We start from the raw sequence: 15,711 nt of genomic DNA on the forward strand, positions 1-15,711 counted from the left end.
CGCCGCGTGTCACATGGGAGGCTCTTCGCCTCCCGTGTCGCCCGTGGTGGCCATGCCGCCATCCGTCGCGGCGGTGTCCTCGTCGCCGTCCGCGCCGAGCGCGCCGCCGATCGCGGCGATGGCGTGCACGAGGCGCACACCCGAGCCGTCGCGGCGGCCGAGCTCCTCGGGCAGCGGCACCGGCTTGCCGGTCGAGGAGACCGCCTTGACCGGCGCCGGGCCGGCGTAGGCGTGCAGCAGGACGTCCTCGCCCTTCAGGAAGCGCTGGGCGCGCACGCCACCGGTCGCGCGTCCCTTCGACGGGAAGTCGGCGTAGTCGGAGATCTTGCCCGCGCCCATCTGCGTGCCGGGCAGGGCGGTGGAGGACCCGGCGATCGTCACCACACGCGCCTCCCGGGTGGGATCGACCACGCCGAAGAAGACCACCTTCGCGTCGCCGTCGAGGCGCACACCGGCCATGCCGCCCGCCGGACGTCCCTGGGGCCGTACGACGGAGGCGGGGAAGCGCAGGAGCTGCGCGTCGCTGGTGATGAACACGAGGTCGTGGTCGACGGAGGTCAGCTCGACGGCGCCGACCACCACGTCGCCGTCCCGCAGTCCGATCACCTCGAACTCGTCGCGGTTGACGGGATATTCGGGCACGACCCGCTTGACCACGCCCTGGCTGGTGCCGATCGCGAGCCCCGGCCCGTCCGGGTCGAGCGAGCCCAGCCCGACGACCCTCTCGTCCGGTTCGAGGGCGACGTACTCCGACACCGGATGCCCGCCCGCGAGCGAGGGCGGGTTGGCCGAGGGCGGCAGCGCGGGCAGGTCGAGCACCGAGACACGGATCATCCGGCCACTGGAAGTCACCACGCCCACCTCGCCGCGCACGGTCGAGCGGACCACCGAGACCAGCACGTCGTGTGCCGCCCGGTCGCCCTCGCCGGAGATCGGCGAGGCGTCGGTCGTACGGGCGAGCAGGCCGGTGGACGACAGCAGCACCAGGCAGGGATCGTCGGCCACCTCCAGTGGCACGACGGCGGCCCTGGCGGCCTCCGACGACTCGAGCAGGACCGTGCGGCGCGGCGTGCCGTACGTCTTGGCCACCTCGGCCAGCTCGGACGACACGACCCTGCGCAGCCGGTCCTCCGAGCCGAGGATCTCGTTCAGCTCGGCGATGTCGGCCTGGAGCTGCTCCTTCTCCCGGTCGAGCTCCAGCTTGTCGTAGCGGGTGAGGCGGCGCAGCGGGGTGTCGAGGATGTAGTTCGCCTGGATCTCGCTCAGCTCGAAGGTCTCCCTGAGCCGCGCGCGGGCCTGCGCCGAGTCGTCCGAGCCCCGGATCACCTGGATGACCTGGTCGATGTTGAGCAGCGCGATGATGAGGCCGTCGACGAGGTGGAGCCGTTCCTCGCGCTTGCGCAGCCGGAAGCGCGACCGCCTGCGCACGACGTCGAGCCGGTGGTCCACGTAGACCGACAGCAGTTCGCGCAGGCCGAGCGTGCGCGGCTGGCCGTCGACGAGGGCGACGTTGTTGATGCCGAAGGTCTCCTCCATCGGCGTCAGCCGGTAGAGCTCCTCCAGCACGGCCTCCGGGTTGAAGCCGTTCTTGACCTCGATGACCAGGCGCAGGCCCTTGTGCCGGTCGGTCAGGTCCTTGAGGTCGGCGATGCCGGTGAGCTTCTTCGCGTTCACCAGCTCTTTGATCTTCGTGACCACCCGCTCCGGGCCCACGTTGAACGGCAGCTCGGTGACGACGATGCCCTTGCGGCGCGGCGTGACCTGCTCGATCGTCGCCTTGGCCCGCATCTTGAAGGTGCCGCGGCCGGTCTCGTACGCGTCCCTGACGCCGTTCAGGCCGATGATCGTGCCGCCGGTCGGCAGGTCGGGGCCGGGGACGAAGCGCATGAGCTCGTCGAGCGTCGCGTCCGGCTTCCTGATCAGGTAGCGGGCCGCCGCGACGACCTCGCCGAGGTTGTGCGGTGCCATGTTGGTGGCCATGCCGACCGCGATGCCGGAGGCGCCGTTGACCAGCAGGTTGGGGAACGCCGACGGCACGACCGACGGCTCGGTCTCCTGGCCGTCGTAGTTGGGCTTGAAGTCGACGGTGTCCTCGTCGATCGACTGCACCATGAGCATGGCGGCCGGGGCGAGGCGGGCCTCGGTGTACCGCATCGCGGCGGGCAGGTCGTCGGGAGAGCCGAAGTTGCCGTGCCCGTCCACCAGCGGCAGGCGCATCGAGAACGGCTGCGCGAGCCGTACGAGCGCGTCGTAGATGGCCGAGTCGCCGTGCGGGTGGAGCTTGCCCATCACCTCGCCGACGACGCGGGAGGACTTGACGTGCCCGCGGTCGGGCCGCAGGCCCATCTCGCTCATGGAGTAGAGGATGCGGCGCTGGACGGGCTTGAGTCCGTCGCGCGCGTCGGGCAGCGCGCGCTGGTAGATCACCGAATAGGCGTACTCAAGGAAGCTCGTCCGCATCTCCGCGGAGACGTCGATGTCGACGATCCGCTCCTCGAAGTCCTCGTCCGGCGGGGGTGTCGTCGTGCGTCGGGCCATGTCGTGGTTTCCTGCGTGTCGAGGAGCCGGACCCCGGCCGTCGGGACCGGGGAGGGCGAACGTTGATGGTGAACGTCAGTGGTGAGCGTCGTGGTGGACATCAGTGGTGGACATCAGTGGTGGACATCGAACATTCTGCCGAGAGTTCACCCTGTTCGCGACTCACCACCATACTGCCGGGCCCGCGCCCGCGGTCCCGGCTTCCCCGGCAGGACAGCCCTTGCGGCCCCGAAACGGTCAGTCGCGGGGGCCGGCGCCGGGCCAGGGACCGGGCGTCTCGCCCTCGTCCTCGTCGCCCGGCATGTTCAGCTTCTCGTCGTAGATCCGGAAACCCCGGGCCTTGTAGTTGGCGAGCGCGGCCGGTCCGTCGAGGGAGCAGGTGTGCACCCAGACCCGGCGGGTGGTCTCCCGTCCCGGCCAGCGCTCGGCGAGGTCCCAGGCGCGGGCCGCGGCCTCGCCCAGCAGCCACCCGCCGAGGCCCTGCCCGATCGCGTACGGCAGCAGCCCGAAGTTGACGATCTCGACCGTGCCGCTGTCCTGGGCCACCAGTTCGGCGTACCCGGCGGGGGTGCCGCGCACCCAGGCCACCCAGGTCTCGACGCCCGGCCGGTCGAGCCAGTCCTTCCACTGCTTCCAGGTCCACGGCAGCCGGTTGGTCCACTGCCAGTCGCCGCCCACGGCCGTGTAGAGGAAGCGGCTGAACTCCGGGCTGGGGACCTCGGCGCGGACGACCTGCGCGGGGAGCGCGGGCGGCCGTCCCGGCCGCAGGTCGGCGGGGCTGGTCTGTTCGAGATACCAGGTGGTCACGTCCATAGCGGGATTCATCCAACCACGACGCCCGTCCGGGTCGGTCCGGCCGCTTCGCGGTCGCGGCGGAAACGGTCGGCCGGACCTGGTACCAATGGGCGGGTGAGCGAAGAAGAGGTGATGCTGCGGGAAGAGGCGGAGGCCCGGCTGCGGGCGCTCGCCGGCGAGCAGGCGCGGCTGCGCGACGACCAGTGGGCCGCCATCAAGGCCCTGGTCATGGACCGCAGGCGGGCGCTGGTCGTGCAGCGCACCGGCTGGGGGAAGTCGGCCGTCTACTTCATCGCGACCGCGCTGCTGCGCGAGCTCGGCGAGGGGCCCACGGTCATCGTCTCCCCGCTCCTGGCGCTGATGCGCAACCAGATCGCCGCGGCCGAGCGGGCGGGCATCCACGCCGAGACGATCAACTCGGCCAACCCCGAGGAGTGGGAGAAGGTCTACGGCCAGGTCGCCGAGGGCGCGGTCGACGTGCTGCTGGTCAGTCCCGAGCGGCTGAACAACCCCGACTTCCGCGACAACGTGCTGCCCGAGCTGGCCGGCAGCGCGGGTCTCCTGGTGATCGACGAGGCCCACTGCATCTCCGACTGGGGCCACGACTTCCGGCCCGACTACCGCAGGCTCCGCACCCTGCTGGCCGAGCTGCCGCCGGGCATCCCCGTGCTGGCCACGACGGCCACGGCGAACGCCCGGGTCACCCGCGACGTCGCCGAGCAACTCGCCGTCACGCAGGAGTGGGACGAACTGCCCGGCGGCGAGGTGTTCGTCCTGCGCGGCCCCCTGGAGCGCGAGAGTCTCCACCTGAGCGTCGTACGGCTGGGCGGCGCGGACCAGCGGCTCGCCTGGCTGGCCAGGACGCTGCACGAGCTGCCGGGCTCCGGCATCGTCTACACGCTGACCGTGGCCGCGGCCCAGGAGATCGCCGCGTACCTGCGCGAGCAGGGCCACACCGTCGCCGCGTACACCGGGCAGACCGAGCCTGCCGACCGGCTGGCGGCCGAGGAGGACCTGCTCGGCAACCGGGTCAAGGCGCTGGTGGCGACCTCGGCGCTCGGGATGGGCTTCGACAAGCCCGACCTGGGCTTCGTCGTCCACGTGGGCGCGCCCGCCTCGCCCGTGGCGTACTACCAGCAGGTGGGCCGGGCCGGGCGCGGCGTGGAGCGGGCCGAGGTCATCCTGCTGCCCGGCCCCGAGGACCGGGAGATCTGGGCCTACTTCGCCTCGCTCGCCTTCCCGCCGGAGGGCGTGGTCAGGGCGACGCTGGAGGCGCTGTCCGAGGGGGGAGTGCTGTCCACCGCCGCACTGGAGACGAGGGTCGACCTCAGCCGGAGCCGGCTGGAGATGATGCTCAAGGTGCTCGACGTGGACGGCGCCGTACGCCGGGTCAAAGGCGGCTGGGAGGCCACCGGCGAGCCGTGGAGCTACGACACCGAGCGGTACGCCCGGGTGGCCGCCGAGCGCCGGGCGGAGCAGGAGGCCATGCTCGGGTACCTCGCGACCACCGAATGCCGGGAGCAATACCTGCGCCGCCACCTCGACGACGATTCGGCGACGCCGTGTGGCAGGTGTGACAACTGCACCGGCGCCCACCGTTCCGCCGAGGTGCCGGACGAGGCCGTCCGGGCCGCGCAGCAGCGGCTCGCGCGTCCCGGTGTCGAGATCGAGCCGCGCCGCCAGTGGCCCACCGGCCTGCCGGACCTGAAGGGGCGGATCAAGCCGGAGCTGTCCGCCGAGCCGGGCCGCGCGCTCGGCCGCCTGACCGACATCGGCTGGGGCACCCGGCTGCGCGAACTGTTCGCGGCGGGGGACGGGCCGGTGCCCGACGACGTGTTCGCGGCCGTGGTCGAGGTGCTGAAGTCGTGGGGGTGGGAGCGGCGGCCGGTCGCGGTGGTCGCGGTGCCGTCGGGCACGCGGCCGGCGCTGGTCGGGTCGCTCGCCGAGCGGCTCGCCCAGGTCGGCCGGCTGGAGTATCTCGGGGCGCTCGGTTATCGCGACGGGCCGCCCGCCGCCAGGCACAACAGCGCCCAGCGGGTGACGGCCATCCGGGGGACGCTCGCGATGCCGCGTGACGTCGCCGCGAGGATCGCGGCGGCGGGCGGGCCGGTGCTGCTGGTGGACGACCGCGTGGACAGCGGGTGGACGATGGCGCTGGCCGCCGCCCAGGTCCGTCACGCCGGGGCGCCCGCCGTGCTGCCCTTGGCCCTGGCCGTCACCAGCTGACCACCTCCCGAGCCCAGCCCCGGGGCGGACCGGCGCGCCCCTGACGCACGGGCCCCGACACACGGGCCCTGACGCACGGGCCCCGACACACGGGCCCTCACACACTGGCCCTGACAAACGGGGGCGGCGAGCCGAGGCCGGGCTCCGGGACGGGTCAGGGTGAGGTCAGGGTGTTCACCCCATCCCGGGGCTGCGTGTGATCGCCAAACTTGTCGCCATGAGATCACTTGTTGCGGCTCCGGCCCTGGTCGGCGCATACGGCGTCGCCCGGATCGTCGACGGATTCGACGGCAGCCGGGGGCCCGGCCTGGCCTGGACCCTGGGGCACCTGTTCTTCCTGGCCGCGTTGATCCTCTTCGTGCGGATTTTCGGGCGGCTCCGAACGATGGCCGGCGGCGGCGTGACGGCCACGGCGGGGTACGCCGCCGGCCTCGCCGGGGCGCTGGCGCTGGCCGCGCAGTTCACGATCGACATCGTGGTCGGCCTCCTGTCCGCCGACCACGACGCGATGGGGCCCCGCTTCGACGCCGTCAAGGCGATCCCGGGGGTCGAGCCGGTCGTGTACACCGTCGTGCCGTTGCTGTTCTACGCCGGCATGGTCGCGCTGGTGGCCCGGCTCGCCGCGGGGCGGCGGGTGCCGTGGTGGAGCCCGGCGCTGGTGCTCGTGCAGGCCGCGCTTCCGCTCGCGAGCAAGGACCTGATCCCGCTGGCAGCGGCGCTGCTCCTGCTGGCCTTCGTGCCGCTGCTGCGCCTGCGGCCCGCGCAGCCGGTCGTGCTCGCGCGAAGCTCGTTCTGAACCGGGCCGTCCTGAACCCGGGCCGTCCTGAACCCGGGCCGTCCTGAAATGCGGGTCAGAGACGAGGGCGGGCGCCGAGATTGGAGATGCACTTGGCGGCGAGGGCGTTGCCCGCCGCCAGCGCCTCGGCGGCCGGCTTGCCGTCCAGCCAGACGGGCAGGAATCCGGCGGCGAAGGCGTCACCGGCGCCGGTGCCGTCGACCACCCGATCGACGACCTCGGCGGGCGCCCGGACCGGTTCGGGACGGCTGTTGGAGTACCAGAGCGAGCCCTCGGCGTTGAGCTTGATCACGACCTGCGGGAACCAGGCGGTCAGCACCTTGGCCGCCGCGGCGGCGTCGTCCCTGCCGGTGAGCACCTTGGCCTGATCGGCGTTGGCGAACAGCAGCTTCGCACCGTCGGTCCACTCGAGGAACGGCTCGGCGCCGGTCCGCTCCAGCGGGGCGGAGGAGGCGCAGTCCACGGAGATCGACATGCCGGCGCGCCGGGCCATGTCGAGCGCGGCGATGCCGGCGTCGCGCGACCCCTCGTTGATCAGCGTGTAGCCCGACATGTGCAGGTGGCCGCCGGTGCTGAACAGGTCGCGCGGCAGGTCCTCGGGGGACAGCGCGGCGTTGGCGCCGGGGTCGGACAGCATGGTCCGCTCGCCCTTGTGGGTGACGAGCACGACGCAGGTGCCGGTCGGCCGCTCGGGGTCCATGACGAGCCGGGCGTCCACGCCGTACCCCATGAGCTCCATGTCGCGGTTGCGGCCGGTGATGTCGGCGCCGCGGCGGCCGATGAAGGCGACCTCCGAGCCCTCCACGGCCAGCCAGGAGGCGATGTTGGCGCCGGAGCCGCCACCGTGCATGGTCACGACGGCCGGGGTGTCGCTCGCCCTAGCAAGAGGGAACTTCGCGCGGGCGACCGCGTCCGTCATGAGATCGCCCACCACGACGACCCGCGTCATGATGTCACCACCTTGCCAACTGCTTGTGGAGGTGAGCCATGCCCTAGGAGGGGCGGCGTCCTCTCCGTGCTGTGAGGCTGACGTCCAGAAACCTAACAGCTTCCAGGGGCGTCGTGGGGTGGAGAGCGGACAGACGGGAACAGTCGATGCACAAGCGTTGCCCAACTTGCCACGTCAGGGCTGGTAGATCCCCTATAAGCGGATCCGGAAAGCGGGCCCTCCAGTCGTAAGGAATGTCTCAATACGGGCTAAGCCGGACACCGCTAGCCTCGAATGCGTGCACCCTCAGTACCCCGCCCACTGGGAGGCGGACGTCGTGCTGTCCGACGGCGGCACCGCCCACGTCCGCCCGATCAGGCCGGACGACGCCGACATGCTGCGTTCGTTCTATTCGCGCCTGTCCGCGGAGTCCATCTACTTCCGGTACTTCGGGCCGCGGCCGCGGCTGACCGACAAGGACGTGGTCTGGTTCACCAACGTCGACTACGACAACCGGGTCGCCCTCATCGCCACGATCGGCACCGAGATGGTCGCGGTCGTACGGTACGACCGGGTGCAGCCGCGCGACCACGCCGAGGTGGCCTTCCTCGTGGAGGACGCCCACCAGGGCAGAGGTGTGGCCTCGGTGCTGATGGAGCACCTGCGGGCCGCCGCGCGCGAGCGCGGGATCAAGACGTTCATCGCGGACGTGCTGCCGGGCAACCACCGGATGATGGGCCTGTTCCGCCAGGCCGGCTACACGGCGCAGAGCCAGTTCGAGGACGGCGTCGTGCGCATGACGCTCGACCTGTCCAGCACCGAGACCGCGCTGGAGGTCCGGCTCGCCCGCGAGCACCGCGCCGAGGCGCGCTCGATCGCCCGCCTGCTGACGCCGGAGTCGGTCGCGGTGATCGGCGCGAGCCGCGAACCGGGCGGCATCGGCCAGACGGTCCTGCGTAACCTGCTCGCCGCGGACTTCACCGGCCCCGTCTACCCCGTCCACCGGCACGTACGGGCCGTGGCGGGCGTGCGGGCCTACCGCAGCGTGTCGGCCATCGACGGCGAGGTGGACCTCGCCGTGCTGGCCGTCCCCGCCGAGGGCGTGCTCGAACTGGTCGAGGAGTGCGCGGAGAAGGGCGTGAAGGGCCTGGTCGTGGTCTCCTCCGGATTCGGCGAGACCGGGCCCGAGGGCCGCGCCCGCCAGGAGGAGCTGGTCCGCATCGCCCGGGCGTACGGCATCCGGGTGGTGGGGCCCAACTGCCTGGGCATCGCCAACACCGACCCTGCCGTACGGCTCAACGCGACGCTCGCGGCGACCCTGCCGGGGCGGGGGAGGGTCGGGTTCTTCAGCCAGTCGGGCGCGCTCGGCACCGCGCTGTTGCAGCGGGTGGCGCAGCGCGGCATGGGCATCTCGACGTTCGTCTCGGCCGGCAACCGGGCCGACGTGTCCGGCAACGACCTCCTCCAATACTGGGAGGAGGACCCGGCGACCGACGTGATCCTGCTCTACCTGGAGTCCATCGGGAACCCGCGCAAGTTCACCCGGCTGGCCCGGCGGATCTCGCGGTCCAAGCCGATCGTGGTGGTCAAGTCGCAGGGCGTCCCCGGCGGGCACCGCGCGCCCGTGCTCGCGCTGCCCGACACAGCGCTGAGCTCGCTGTTCGCGCAGGCCGGGGTTATCCGGGTGGACGACCTGGTCCAGCTCTTCGACGTCGCCCAGCTCCTGGCGCACCAGCCGCTGCCGGCCGGGCCGCGGGTGGGCGTGGTCGGCAACTCCGACGCGCTCACGCTGCTCGCGGAGGAGGCGTGCGCCGGCGCCGGCCTGCAGCCGAGCCTCCCGGTGAACCTCGGCGCCCGCGCCGGAGCGGCCGAGTTCGCCGAGGCACTGCGGAGCGTCCTGCCCGAAGTGGACGCCGCCGTCGCGATCTACATGCCGCCGATCCCCGGCGACTGCCGTGAGGTGGCCGAGGCGCTGCTGGAGGTCGCGCGGGAGTCGGGCAAGCCGGTGCTGGCCACCTTCCAGGGCGAGCTGGGCATGCCGGCCGAGCTGCGCGTGGCGGGCGGCCCCGGCGACGACTCCCCCCAGCGCGGGTCGATCCCGTCGTACCCCGCCCCGGAGGAGGCGGTCCGCGCGCTGGCCCACGTCGTGAGGTACGCCCACTGGCGCAGGCAGCCGCCGGGCACGGTCGCGTCCGTCGAGGGGATCGACACCGCCGCGGCGCGCGAGATCGTCGCCGCCGCCCTGGTCGGTGAGGGGGCGGCCGGTGAGGGGGCGGACGGCGAGGAGCGGGAGATCGACGCGACCGCGCTGCTGGCCTGCTACGGCATCGAGGTGTGGCCGGCGCACGTCGCCGCCGACGCCGAGGAGGCCGTCGCCGCCGCCGAGCGGATCGGCTGGCCCGTGGTGGTCAAGTCGGCCGACCCGGAGGACGCGCGCCGCGCCGGCACCGTCCGCATCGGCCTCAGCGAGCCCGCCGTAGTCCGGCAGGCGTACGCCGACCTCGCCGCGCTCCTCGGGCCCGGCACGCCGCTCGCGGTGCAGCGCATGGCGCCGCAGCCCTCGGTGCCCACCGTCGTCGGCGTGACGCAGGACCGCTACTTCGGCGGGGTCGTCACGTTCGGCCTCGGCGAGGTCACCGCCCGGCTGCTGGGCGACCAGGCCTACCGCCTCGCGCCGCTCACCGCCGAGGACGCGGCGGGGCTGGTGCGGTCGGTCCGCGCCGCGCCGCTGTTGTTCGGCGAGTACGGCTACCAGGCGGTGGCGGTGGAGGCGCTGGAGGAACTGCTGGTGCGGGTGGGGCTGCTGGCTGACGCCCTGCCCGAGGTCGCCAGGATGGACCTCGACCAGGTCCTGGCGGGCGCGTCGGGAGTGGCCGTGCTCGGCGCGCGGGCCGTCCTGCGGCCCGTCACCGCGTTGCGTCCCGACGTCGGGCCCCGCCGCCTGAGCTGATCGGTGCCGTCTGAGCTGATCGGGCCGGCGTCACGCCGTGGGCGGAAAACCCGTCCCGTCGGGGTGTGAAACAGGTGTCCCTTACAGGGCAGGATGGACCCATGAGGGAAACCCGAGTCTCCGCCGCGGGCTTGCGCGAGGCCATAGATCGCAGCGGCTACTACCCGGATCTGGTGGCCGACGCCGTCGACTCCGCGCTCGGCAACGAGCCGGTCACGGCGTACGTCGTGCATCACGAGGCCACGTTCGACCCGGCGATGGAGGTGCGCAGGCACGTCACGGTCCTGGTCCTTTCGCCGACCCGGCTGCTGGTCTGCCACACCGACGAGCACCCGCCCGCCGAGGGCATGCCCGCCTCGCACGCCTCCACCACCACCGAGGCGGTGAGGCTCAGCCGCATCCAGTCGGTCGCCGTGACGAGGGTCGTGCCCGACCCCGCGTCGTACGCGCCGGGCGTCCCCCCGACGGAGGTCACGCTGACGATCGGGTGGGGCGCGATCTCCCACGTCGATCTCGAACCGGCGACCTGCGGCGACGAGAACTGCGAGGCCGACCACGGCTACACCGGCGCGATCACGGCCGACGACCTGTCCCTGCGGGTCAGCGAGGCGGCCGACGGCCCGGAGGCCGTCACCCACGTGCTGGCGTTCGCGAAGGCGCTGTCGGAGGCCACCGCCAAGGCGGCGACGGCCTGACCGTCCCCCCTCGAGCCGCCGGGAGGTGACGTGATCGACCCCCAGCCCTCGGGGGCTGTGCCCGGGGAGCCGCCCGTGGCGTCGCCGCCTGTGCCCGTGCCGCCTGTGCCCGTGCCGTACGTGCCCGCGTACGGCACGGCCTCGCTGGCCGATCTGCCGGGCTCGCTGCTCGCCTCCCTCGGGCTGGTGGCCGACAACACGCTGGCGCTGGAACCGGCCCCGCGGGTGTGCCTGTTCCTCGTGGACGGCCTCGGGGCCGAGCTCCTTGCCGCACACCCCGGCGCCGCGCCGTTCCTGTCGGCCCATCTGCGGGGGACGCTCACCGCCGGCTTCCCCTCCTCGACCCCGACCAGCCTGGCCACCCTGGGCACCGGCGCCCCGCCCGGGGAGCACGGCATGGTCGGCATCCAGATGGCCGTCCCGGGGGAGGGGCGGCTGTTCAACTGCCTGCGCTGGAGCGCCCCCGGTCTGTCGATCGACCCGGACGTGTGGCAGCCCGCGCCGACCGTCTACGAACGCATGGCGGCGGCGGGGATCGAGCCCGTCTACGTGGCGCCCGCCTCGTTCGACGGCACAGGACTGACCCGCGCCGTCTATCGGGGCATGCGCTACCGGGCGGCCGAGAGCCCCGGCGAGCGCGTCGAGTCCGTGCGGCAGGCGCTGCGCGAGACCAGGTTCGTCACCGTCTACTACGGCGAGGTCGACCGCGTGGGGCACTTCAGCGGGTGGGGCGGCGGCGAGTGGCTCGAACAGCTCGCCGTCGTGGACCGCATGGCCGAGCGAATCGCCGGGGCGCTGCCGCCGGGTGCGGTCCTGTACGTCACGGCCGACCACGGCATGATCAACGCGGCCGACAAGGTGGACGTGGACCACCGCCCCGACCTGCGGGAGGGCGTGCTCATGCTGGGCGGTGAGGCCCGCGCCCGCCACGTCTACACCTCTCCCGGCGAGGCTTCCGCGGTGCTGGAGACCTGGCGGGAGGCCCTGCGCGGGCGGGCCTGGGTGGTCACCCGCGAGGAGGCCGTCTCCTCGGGCTGGTTCGGCCGCCGCGTCCGCCGCGAGTGGCTCGGCCGCGTCGGCGACGTGGTGGCCGTGCCGTACGGCGAGTGCGTGATCGTGGCCTCGGCCGTGGAGCCGGTGGAGTCGTCCATGATCGGCTACCACGGCTCGCTGACCCCCGCCGAGCAGAACGTCCCGCTTGTGGAGATCCGTCGCTGACGCGCCCGCAGATCTGCCGCTGACGCCTCTGCGTATCTGCCGCTGACGCTTCTGGGAGATCCGCCGCTGATCCGCTTGCCTTCTGATCAACAGCCTGGACTGCTCAGTTTGAGGTGTACAGTCTGAACTGTCTTTCTGGCTGTCTTCCGGGAGGAGTCCCATGAGCGATGCCGTCTCGGAGGCGGCGGCGCAGGCGGCCGGCGACGCCTGGGTGGCGGTCAGCCGGCTCGTCCGCAGGCTGAGAGAGCTGGACGCGGAGGGAGACCTCAGCTCCGGCCAGGTCTCCGTGCTGGTGCGGCTGGCCAAGCACGGCCCGGCGTCGGCCAGTGAGCTGGCCGCGGCCGAGCGGGTCAGGCCGCAGTCCATGGCGGCGATCGTCCAGGCACTGGAACGGGCCGGGCTGGTGGAACGCCACCGCGATCCCGAGGACGGCCGGCGTCAGCTCGTCACGCTGACCGAGCTGGGGCGCGAGCGCCGCCTCGACGACCGGAGGGCGCGCGAGGCGTGGCTGGCACGGGCGCTGCAGGACCACTGCACCGAAGCACAGCTGCGCACGATCATCGAGGCGATGGCGCTGCTGGACGCCGTGGCCCAGTCATGATCAAGGAGCGGGCGTGACCCGGGTTCCGGCCGCCTCCCGGGCCGGGCGCCGATCGGACGCCGGCGGCTTCGACCGCCGGCTGATCGCCCCGATGATCCTGGGCTCGATCCTGAACCCGATCAACTCCTCGATGCTGGCGGTGGCGCTCGTCCCCATCGGCCGCTGGTTCCACGCCTCGCCCGCGCACACCGCGTGGCTGGTGACGGGGCTGTACCTGGCCACCGCGGTCGGGCAGCCGGTCATCGGACGGCTGGTGGACACCTTCGGCCCACGGCCGCTGTACCTGACCGGCACGGCGCTGGTCGGCGTCGCCGGGCTGCTGGGCGTGTCGGCGCCCAGCCTGGGCGTCCTGATCGTGTCCCGGGTCCTGCTCGGGATCGGCACCTCCGCCGCCTACCCCGCCTCGATGTTCCTGCTGCGGGCCGAGGCCGACCGCACCGGCATGCGAAGTCCCAGCGGAATCCTGGCGGCGCTGTCGATCTCCAACCAGGTCATCGCGGTCGTCGGGCCGACCCTGGGCGGTCTGCTCATCGGAGCGGGCGGCTGGCATCTCATCTTCGCCGTCAACGTGCCGCTCTCGGCCGCCTGCCTCGTCCTCGGCGCGCGGCGACTGCCCCGCCGCGTCACGACCTCCTCCGCGGCCGCCCGGCCTGGCGGGGGACTGGACGTGATCGGCATGGCGCTGTTCGCCGGCACGCTCACGGCGTTCATGACGTTCCTGATGAACCCGGCGTGGGGGCTCTGGTGGCTGCTGATGATCGTCGCGATCACCGGGACCTGCTTCGCCGTAAGGGAACTGCGGGTGGCGCAGCCGTTCCTCGACCTGCGGGTGCTGGGCGGCAACCTGCCGTTGCTGGCCACGTACGGCAGGCAGTGGCTGGCCTACACGACCTCCTACGCCTTCATGTACGGGTTCCCCCAGTGGCTGCAGGACGGCCGGTCGCTCACTCCCTCGGCCGCCGGGCTGCTGCTCCTGCCCATGTCGGCGATGGCCATCGCCGTGACCGCCCTCACCGGCCGCCGCGCCGAGGTGCGCGGCAAGCTCGTCGCGGGCGCCGCGGCGCAGATCGCCGGCTGCGCCGCGCTGCTGACGGCCGGCTCCGGCAGCCCGATGTGGCTGCTGGCGCTGATCGGCGCGTTCGTCGGCGTCGCGCAGGGCCTCAACGGGCTGGCCAACCAGAACGCGCTGTACGCCCAGGCCGATCCGGCCCGCATGGGCTCCTCGGCCGGGCTGCTGCGCACATTCGGATATCTCGGCGCGCTGAGCGCCTCGGCCGCCGACGCGGCGTTCTACCGGCACGGCGCCACCACGCTCGGGCTGCACCACCTGAGCCTGCTCCTGCTGGGCGTCTCGGTCCTGTTGCTGCTCGGCATCCTCGCCGACCGGTCGCTCCGCCGCGTCGGCCGCACCTGACCACCCTCTGTCCGCACGTTGAAAAGGGAGATTTCCATGCCCGTGACCACGCTCGATCCCACAACCGCGCTCGTCGTCGTCGACCTGCAGAAGGGTGTGCTGGCCGTCCCCGGCAGCCCGAACTCCGCCGCGGACGTGCTCGCCCGGACGGTCCGGCTGGCCGAGGCCTTCCGCGCGCGCGACCTGCCGGTCGTCCTCGTCCGCGTCACCGCCGCGGCCGACGGCTCCGACGCCGTCCCGGGACGCGCCGACCTGTCACGCCCCGGGCGCGCCCGGCCCGACGGCTGGGACGAGATCGCCGACGACCTGGCCGGACATCCGGGAGACATCGTCGTCACCAAGCGCAACTGGTCGGCGTTCTACGGCACCGACCTCGACCTGCACCTGCGCCGCCGCCGCGTCACCCAGATCGTGCTGACCGGGGTGGCCACGAGCATCGGCGTCGAGTCCACCGCCCGCGCCGCCCACGAGCACGGCTACCACGTCACCCTGGCGACCGACGCCATGACCGACCTCGACCCCGAGGCCCACCGCCACAGCGTCGAGAAGATCTTCCCGCGCCTCGGCGAAACCGGCACCACCGCCGAGATCCTCAACCTGCTCGCCGCGGCCGTGTCCTGAGGCGCGTGGAGCCCCGCCGGCTTGACACAATGGCTGCGGAACCGTCCGACAGGGATCCAAAGGCGAGGGGATGGCATGAGCCCGCTGATCACTCCTGAGGAGCTCGCCGCGATCGGCGACGCCGCGATCCTCGACGTCCGCTGGCGGCTGGGCGGACCGCCCGGCGTCGAGGCGTACCGCGAGGGCCACATCCCCGGCGCGGTCTTCTGCGACCTCAACGCCGATCTCGCCGCCCCCGCCGGGCCCGCCGGACGGCATCCGCTGCCCGCGCCGGAGGCGTTCCAGGAGGCGATGCGCCGCCTCGGGGTGTCCGAGGGCCGGCCGGTGGTCGTCTACGACGAGGCCGACTCGACGGCGGCGGCCAGGGCCTGGTGGGCGCTGCGCTACTTCGGCCACGGCGACGCGCGCGTGCTCGACGGCGGGCTGCGGGCCTGGACCCGGGCCGGGCTCCCGGTGACCAAGGACGAGAGTCCCGTCCCGCCGGGCGACTTCACCGCGCGGCCGGGCGGGATGCCGGTGCTCGACGCCGATCAGGCCGCCGCGCTGGCGTTCGACGGCGTGCTGCTCGACGCCAGGGCGGCCGAGCGCTACCGGGGTGAGGTGGAGCCGATCGACCCGGTCGCCGGGCACATCCCGGGTGCGGTCAGCGCCCCGACCACCGGGAACGTCGAGCCCGGCGGGCGATTCCACAACAGGGAGTTCCTCCGCGAGCGCTTCAACAGCCTCGGGGCGGTCGAGGGCGTGCCCGTCGGCGCGTACTGCGGGTCGGGGGTCACGGCCGCCCACGAGGTGCTCGCACTGGAGATCGCCGGGCTGCCGGCCGCCCTGTACGTCGGCTCGTGGTCCAACTGGGTCGCCGACCCCGGCAGGCCGGTCGCGACCGGCTGACGGGGTGCGTGGCGGCGCGACCGTGGGCACCTCCTGACCGG

General features: G+C 73.1%; 12 protein-coding genes. 9 read left to right on the forward strand and 3 right to left on the reverse strand.

Annotation, left to right across the window (positions count from 1 at the left end; genetic code table 11):
- Positions 1 to 9: 9 nt before the first annotated feature.
- Both FH610_RS21935 and FH610_RS21940 read right to left on the reverse strand, forming a co-directional pair.
- On the reverse strand, positions 10 to 2,538 hold the full coding sequence (locus FH610_RS21935; RefSeq protein ID WP_139576389.1) for a DNA gyrase/topoisomerase IV subunit A: 2,529 nt from the start codon (positions 2,536 to 2,538) through the stop codon (positions 10 to 12).
- Between the two features lie 237 nt (positions 2,539 to 2,775).
- The gene (locus FH610_RS21940) at positions 2,776 to 3,351 is read right to left on the reverse strand and encodes a GNAT family N-acetyltransferase (RefSeq protein ID WP_139576390.1); all 576 of its coding nucleotides are present in this window, start codon (positions 3,349 to 3,351) and stop codon (positions 2,776 to 2,778) included.
- Between the two features lie 114 nt (positions 3,352 to 3,465).
- Between FH610_RS21940 and FH610_RS21945 the strand changes: the two genes are divergently transcribed.
- Entirely contained in the window at positions 3,466 to 5,559 is a 2,094-nt protein-coding gene (locus FH610_RS21945) for a RecQ family ATP-dependent DNA helicase (protein WP_139576450.1), read from the forward strand.
- 217 nt (positions 5,560 to 5,776) lie between these two features.
- Positions 5,777 to 6,355, forward strand: a complete 579-nt coding sequence (locus FH610_RS21950) for a hypothetical protein (protein ID WP_139576391.1) — start codon at positions 5,777 to 5,779, stop codon at positions 6,353 to 6,355.
- A gap of 55 nt (positions 6,356 to 6,410) precedes the next feature.
- On the opposite strand, the gene FH610_RS21955 is transcribed toward FH610_RS21950, so the two are convergent.
- A complete protein-coding gene (locus tag FH610_RS21955) occupies positions 6,411 to 7,304 on the reverse strand; it encodes a carbohydrate kinase family protein (RefSeq protein WP_139576392.1) in 894 nt (297 codons plus the stop codon).
- Between the two features lie 277 nt (positions 7,305 to 7,581).
- Between FH610_RS21955 and FH610_RS21960 the strand changes: the two genes are divergently transcribed.
- The 7 genes from FH610_RS21960 to FH610_RS21990 all read left to right on the forward strand — a co-directional run bounded on the left by FH610_RS21960 (position 7,582) and on the right by FH610_RS21990 (position 15,670).
- A complete protein-coding gene (locus FH610_RS21960; protein WP_139576393.1) occupies positions 7,582 to 10,233 on the forward strand; it encodes a bifunctional acetate--CoA ligase family protein/GNAT family N-acetyltransferase in 2,652 nt (883 codons plus the stop codon).
- A 101-nt stretch (positions 10,234 to 10,334) separates the two neighbouring features.
- The gene (locus FH610_RS21965; protein WP_139576394.1) at positions 10,335 to 10,928 is read left to right on the forward strand and encodes a DUF5998 family protein; all 594 of its coding nucleotides are present in this window, start codon (positions 10,335 to 10,337) and stop codon (positions 10,926 to 10,928) included.
- A 75-nt stretch (positions 10,929 to 11,003) separates the two neighbouring features.
- Positions 11,004 to 12,146 (forward strand): alkaline phosphatase family protein, encoded by a 1,143-nt coding sequence (locus FH610_RS21970; RefSeq protein WP_240809116.1) that lies wholly within the window; start codon positions 11,004 to 11,006, stop codon positions 12,144 to 12,146.
- Positions 12,147 to 12,306: 160 nt separating this feature from the next.
- A complete protein-coding gene (locus FH610_RS21975) occupies positions 12,307 to 12,747 on the forward strand; it encodes a MarR family winged helix-turn-helix transcriptional regulator (RefSeq protein WP_139576395.1) in 441 nt (146 codons plus the stop codon).
- A 13-nt stretch (positions 12,748 to 12,760) separates the two neighbouring features.
- Entirely contained in the window at positions 12,761 to 14,161 is a 1,401-nt protein-coding gene (locus FH610_RS21980; protein ID WP_205825957.1) for an MFS transporter, read from the forward strand.
- Positions 14,162 to 14,197: 36 nt separating this feature from the next.
- Positions 14,198 to 14,782, forward strand: a complete 585-nt coding sequence (locus FH610_RS21985) for a hydrolase (protein ID WP_139576396.1) — start codon at positions 14,198 to 14,200, stop codon at positions 14,780 to 14,782.
- Positions 14,783 to 14,857: 75 nt separating this feature from the next.
- Positions 14,858 to 15,670: a sulfurtransferase gene (locus FH610_RS21990; RefSeq protein ID WP_139576397.1), complete on the forward strand. Its 813-nt coding sequence runs from the start codon at positions 14,858 to 14,860 to the stop codon at positions 15,668 to 15,670.
- Positions 15,671 to 15,711: the final 41 nt, after the last annotated feature.

The sequence above is a fragment of the Microbispora catharanthi genome (assembly GCF_006334915.2).
Taxonomy (GTDB): domain Bacteria; phylum Actinomycetota; class Actinomycetes; order Streptosporangiales; family Streptosporangiaceae; genus Microbispora; species Microbispora catharanthi.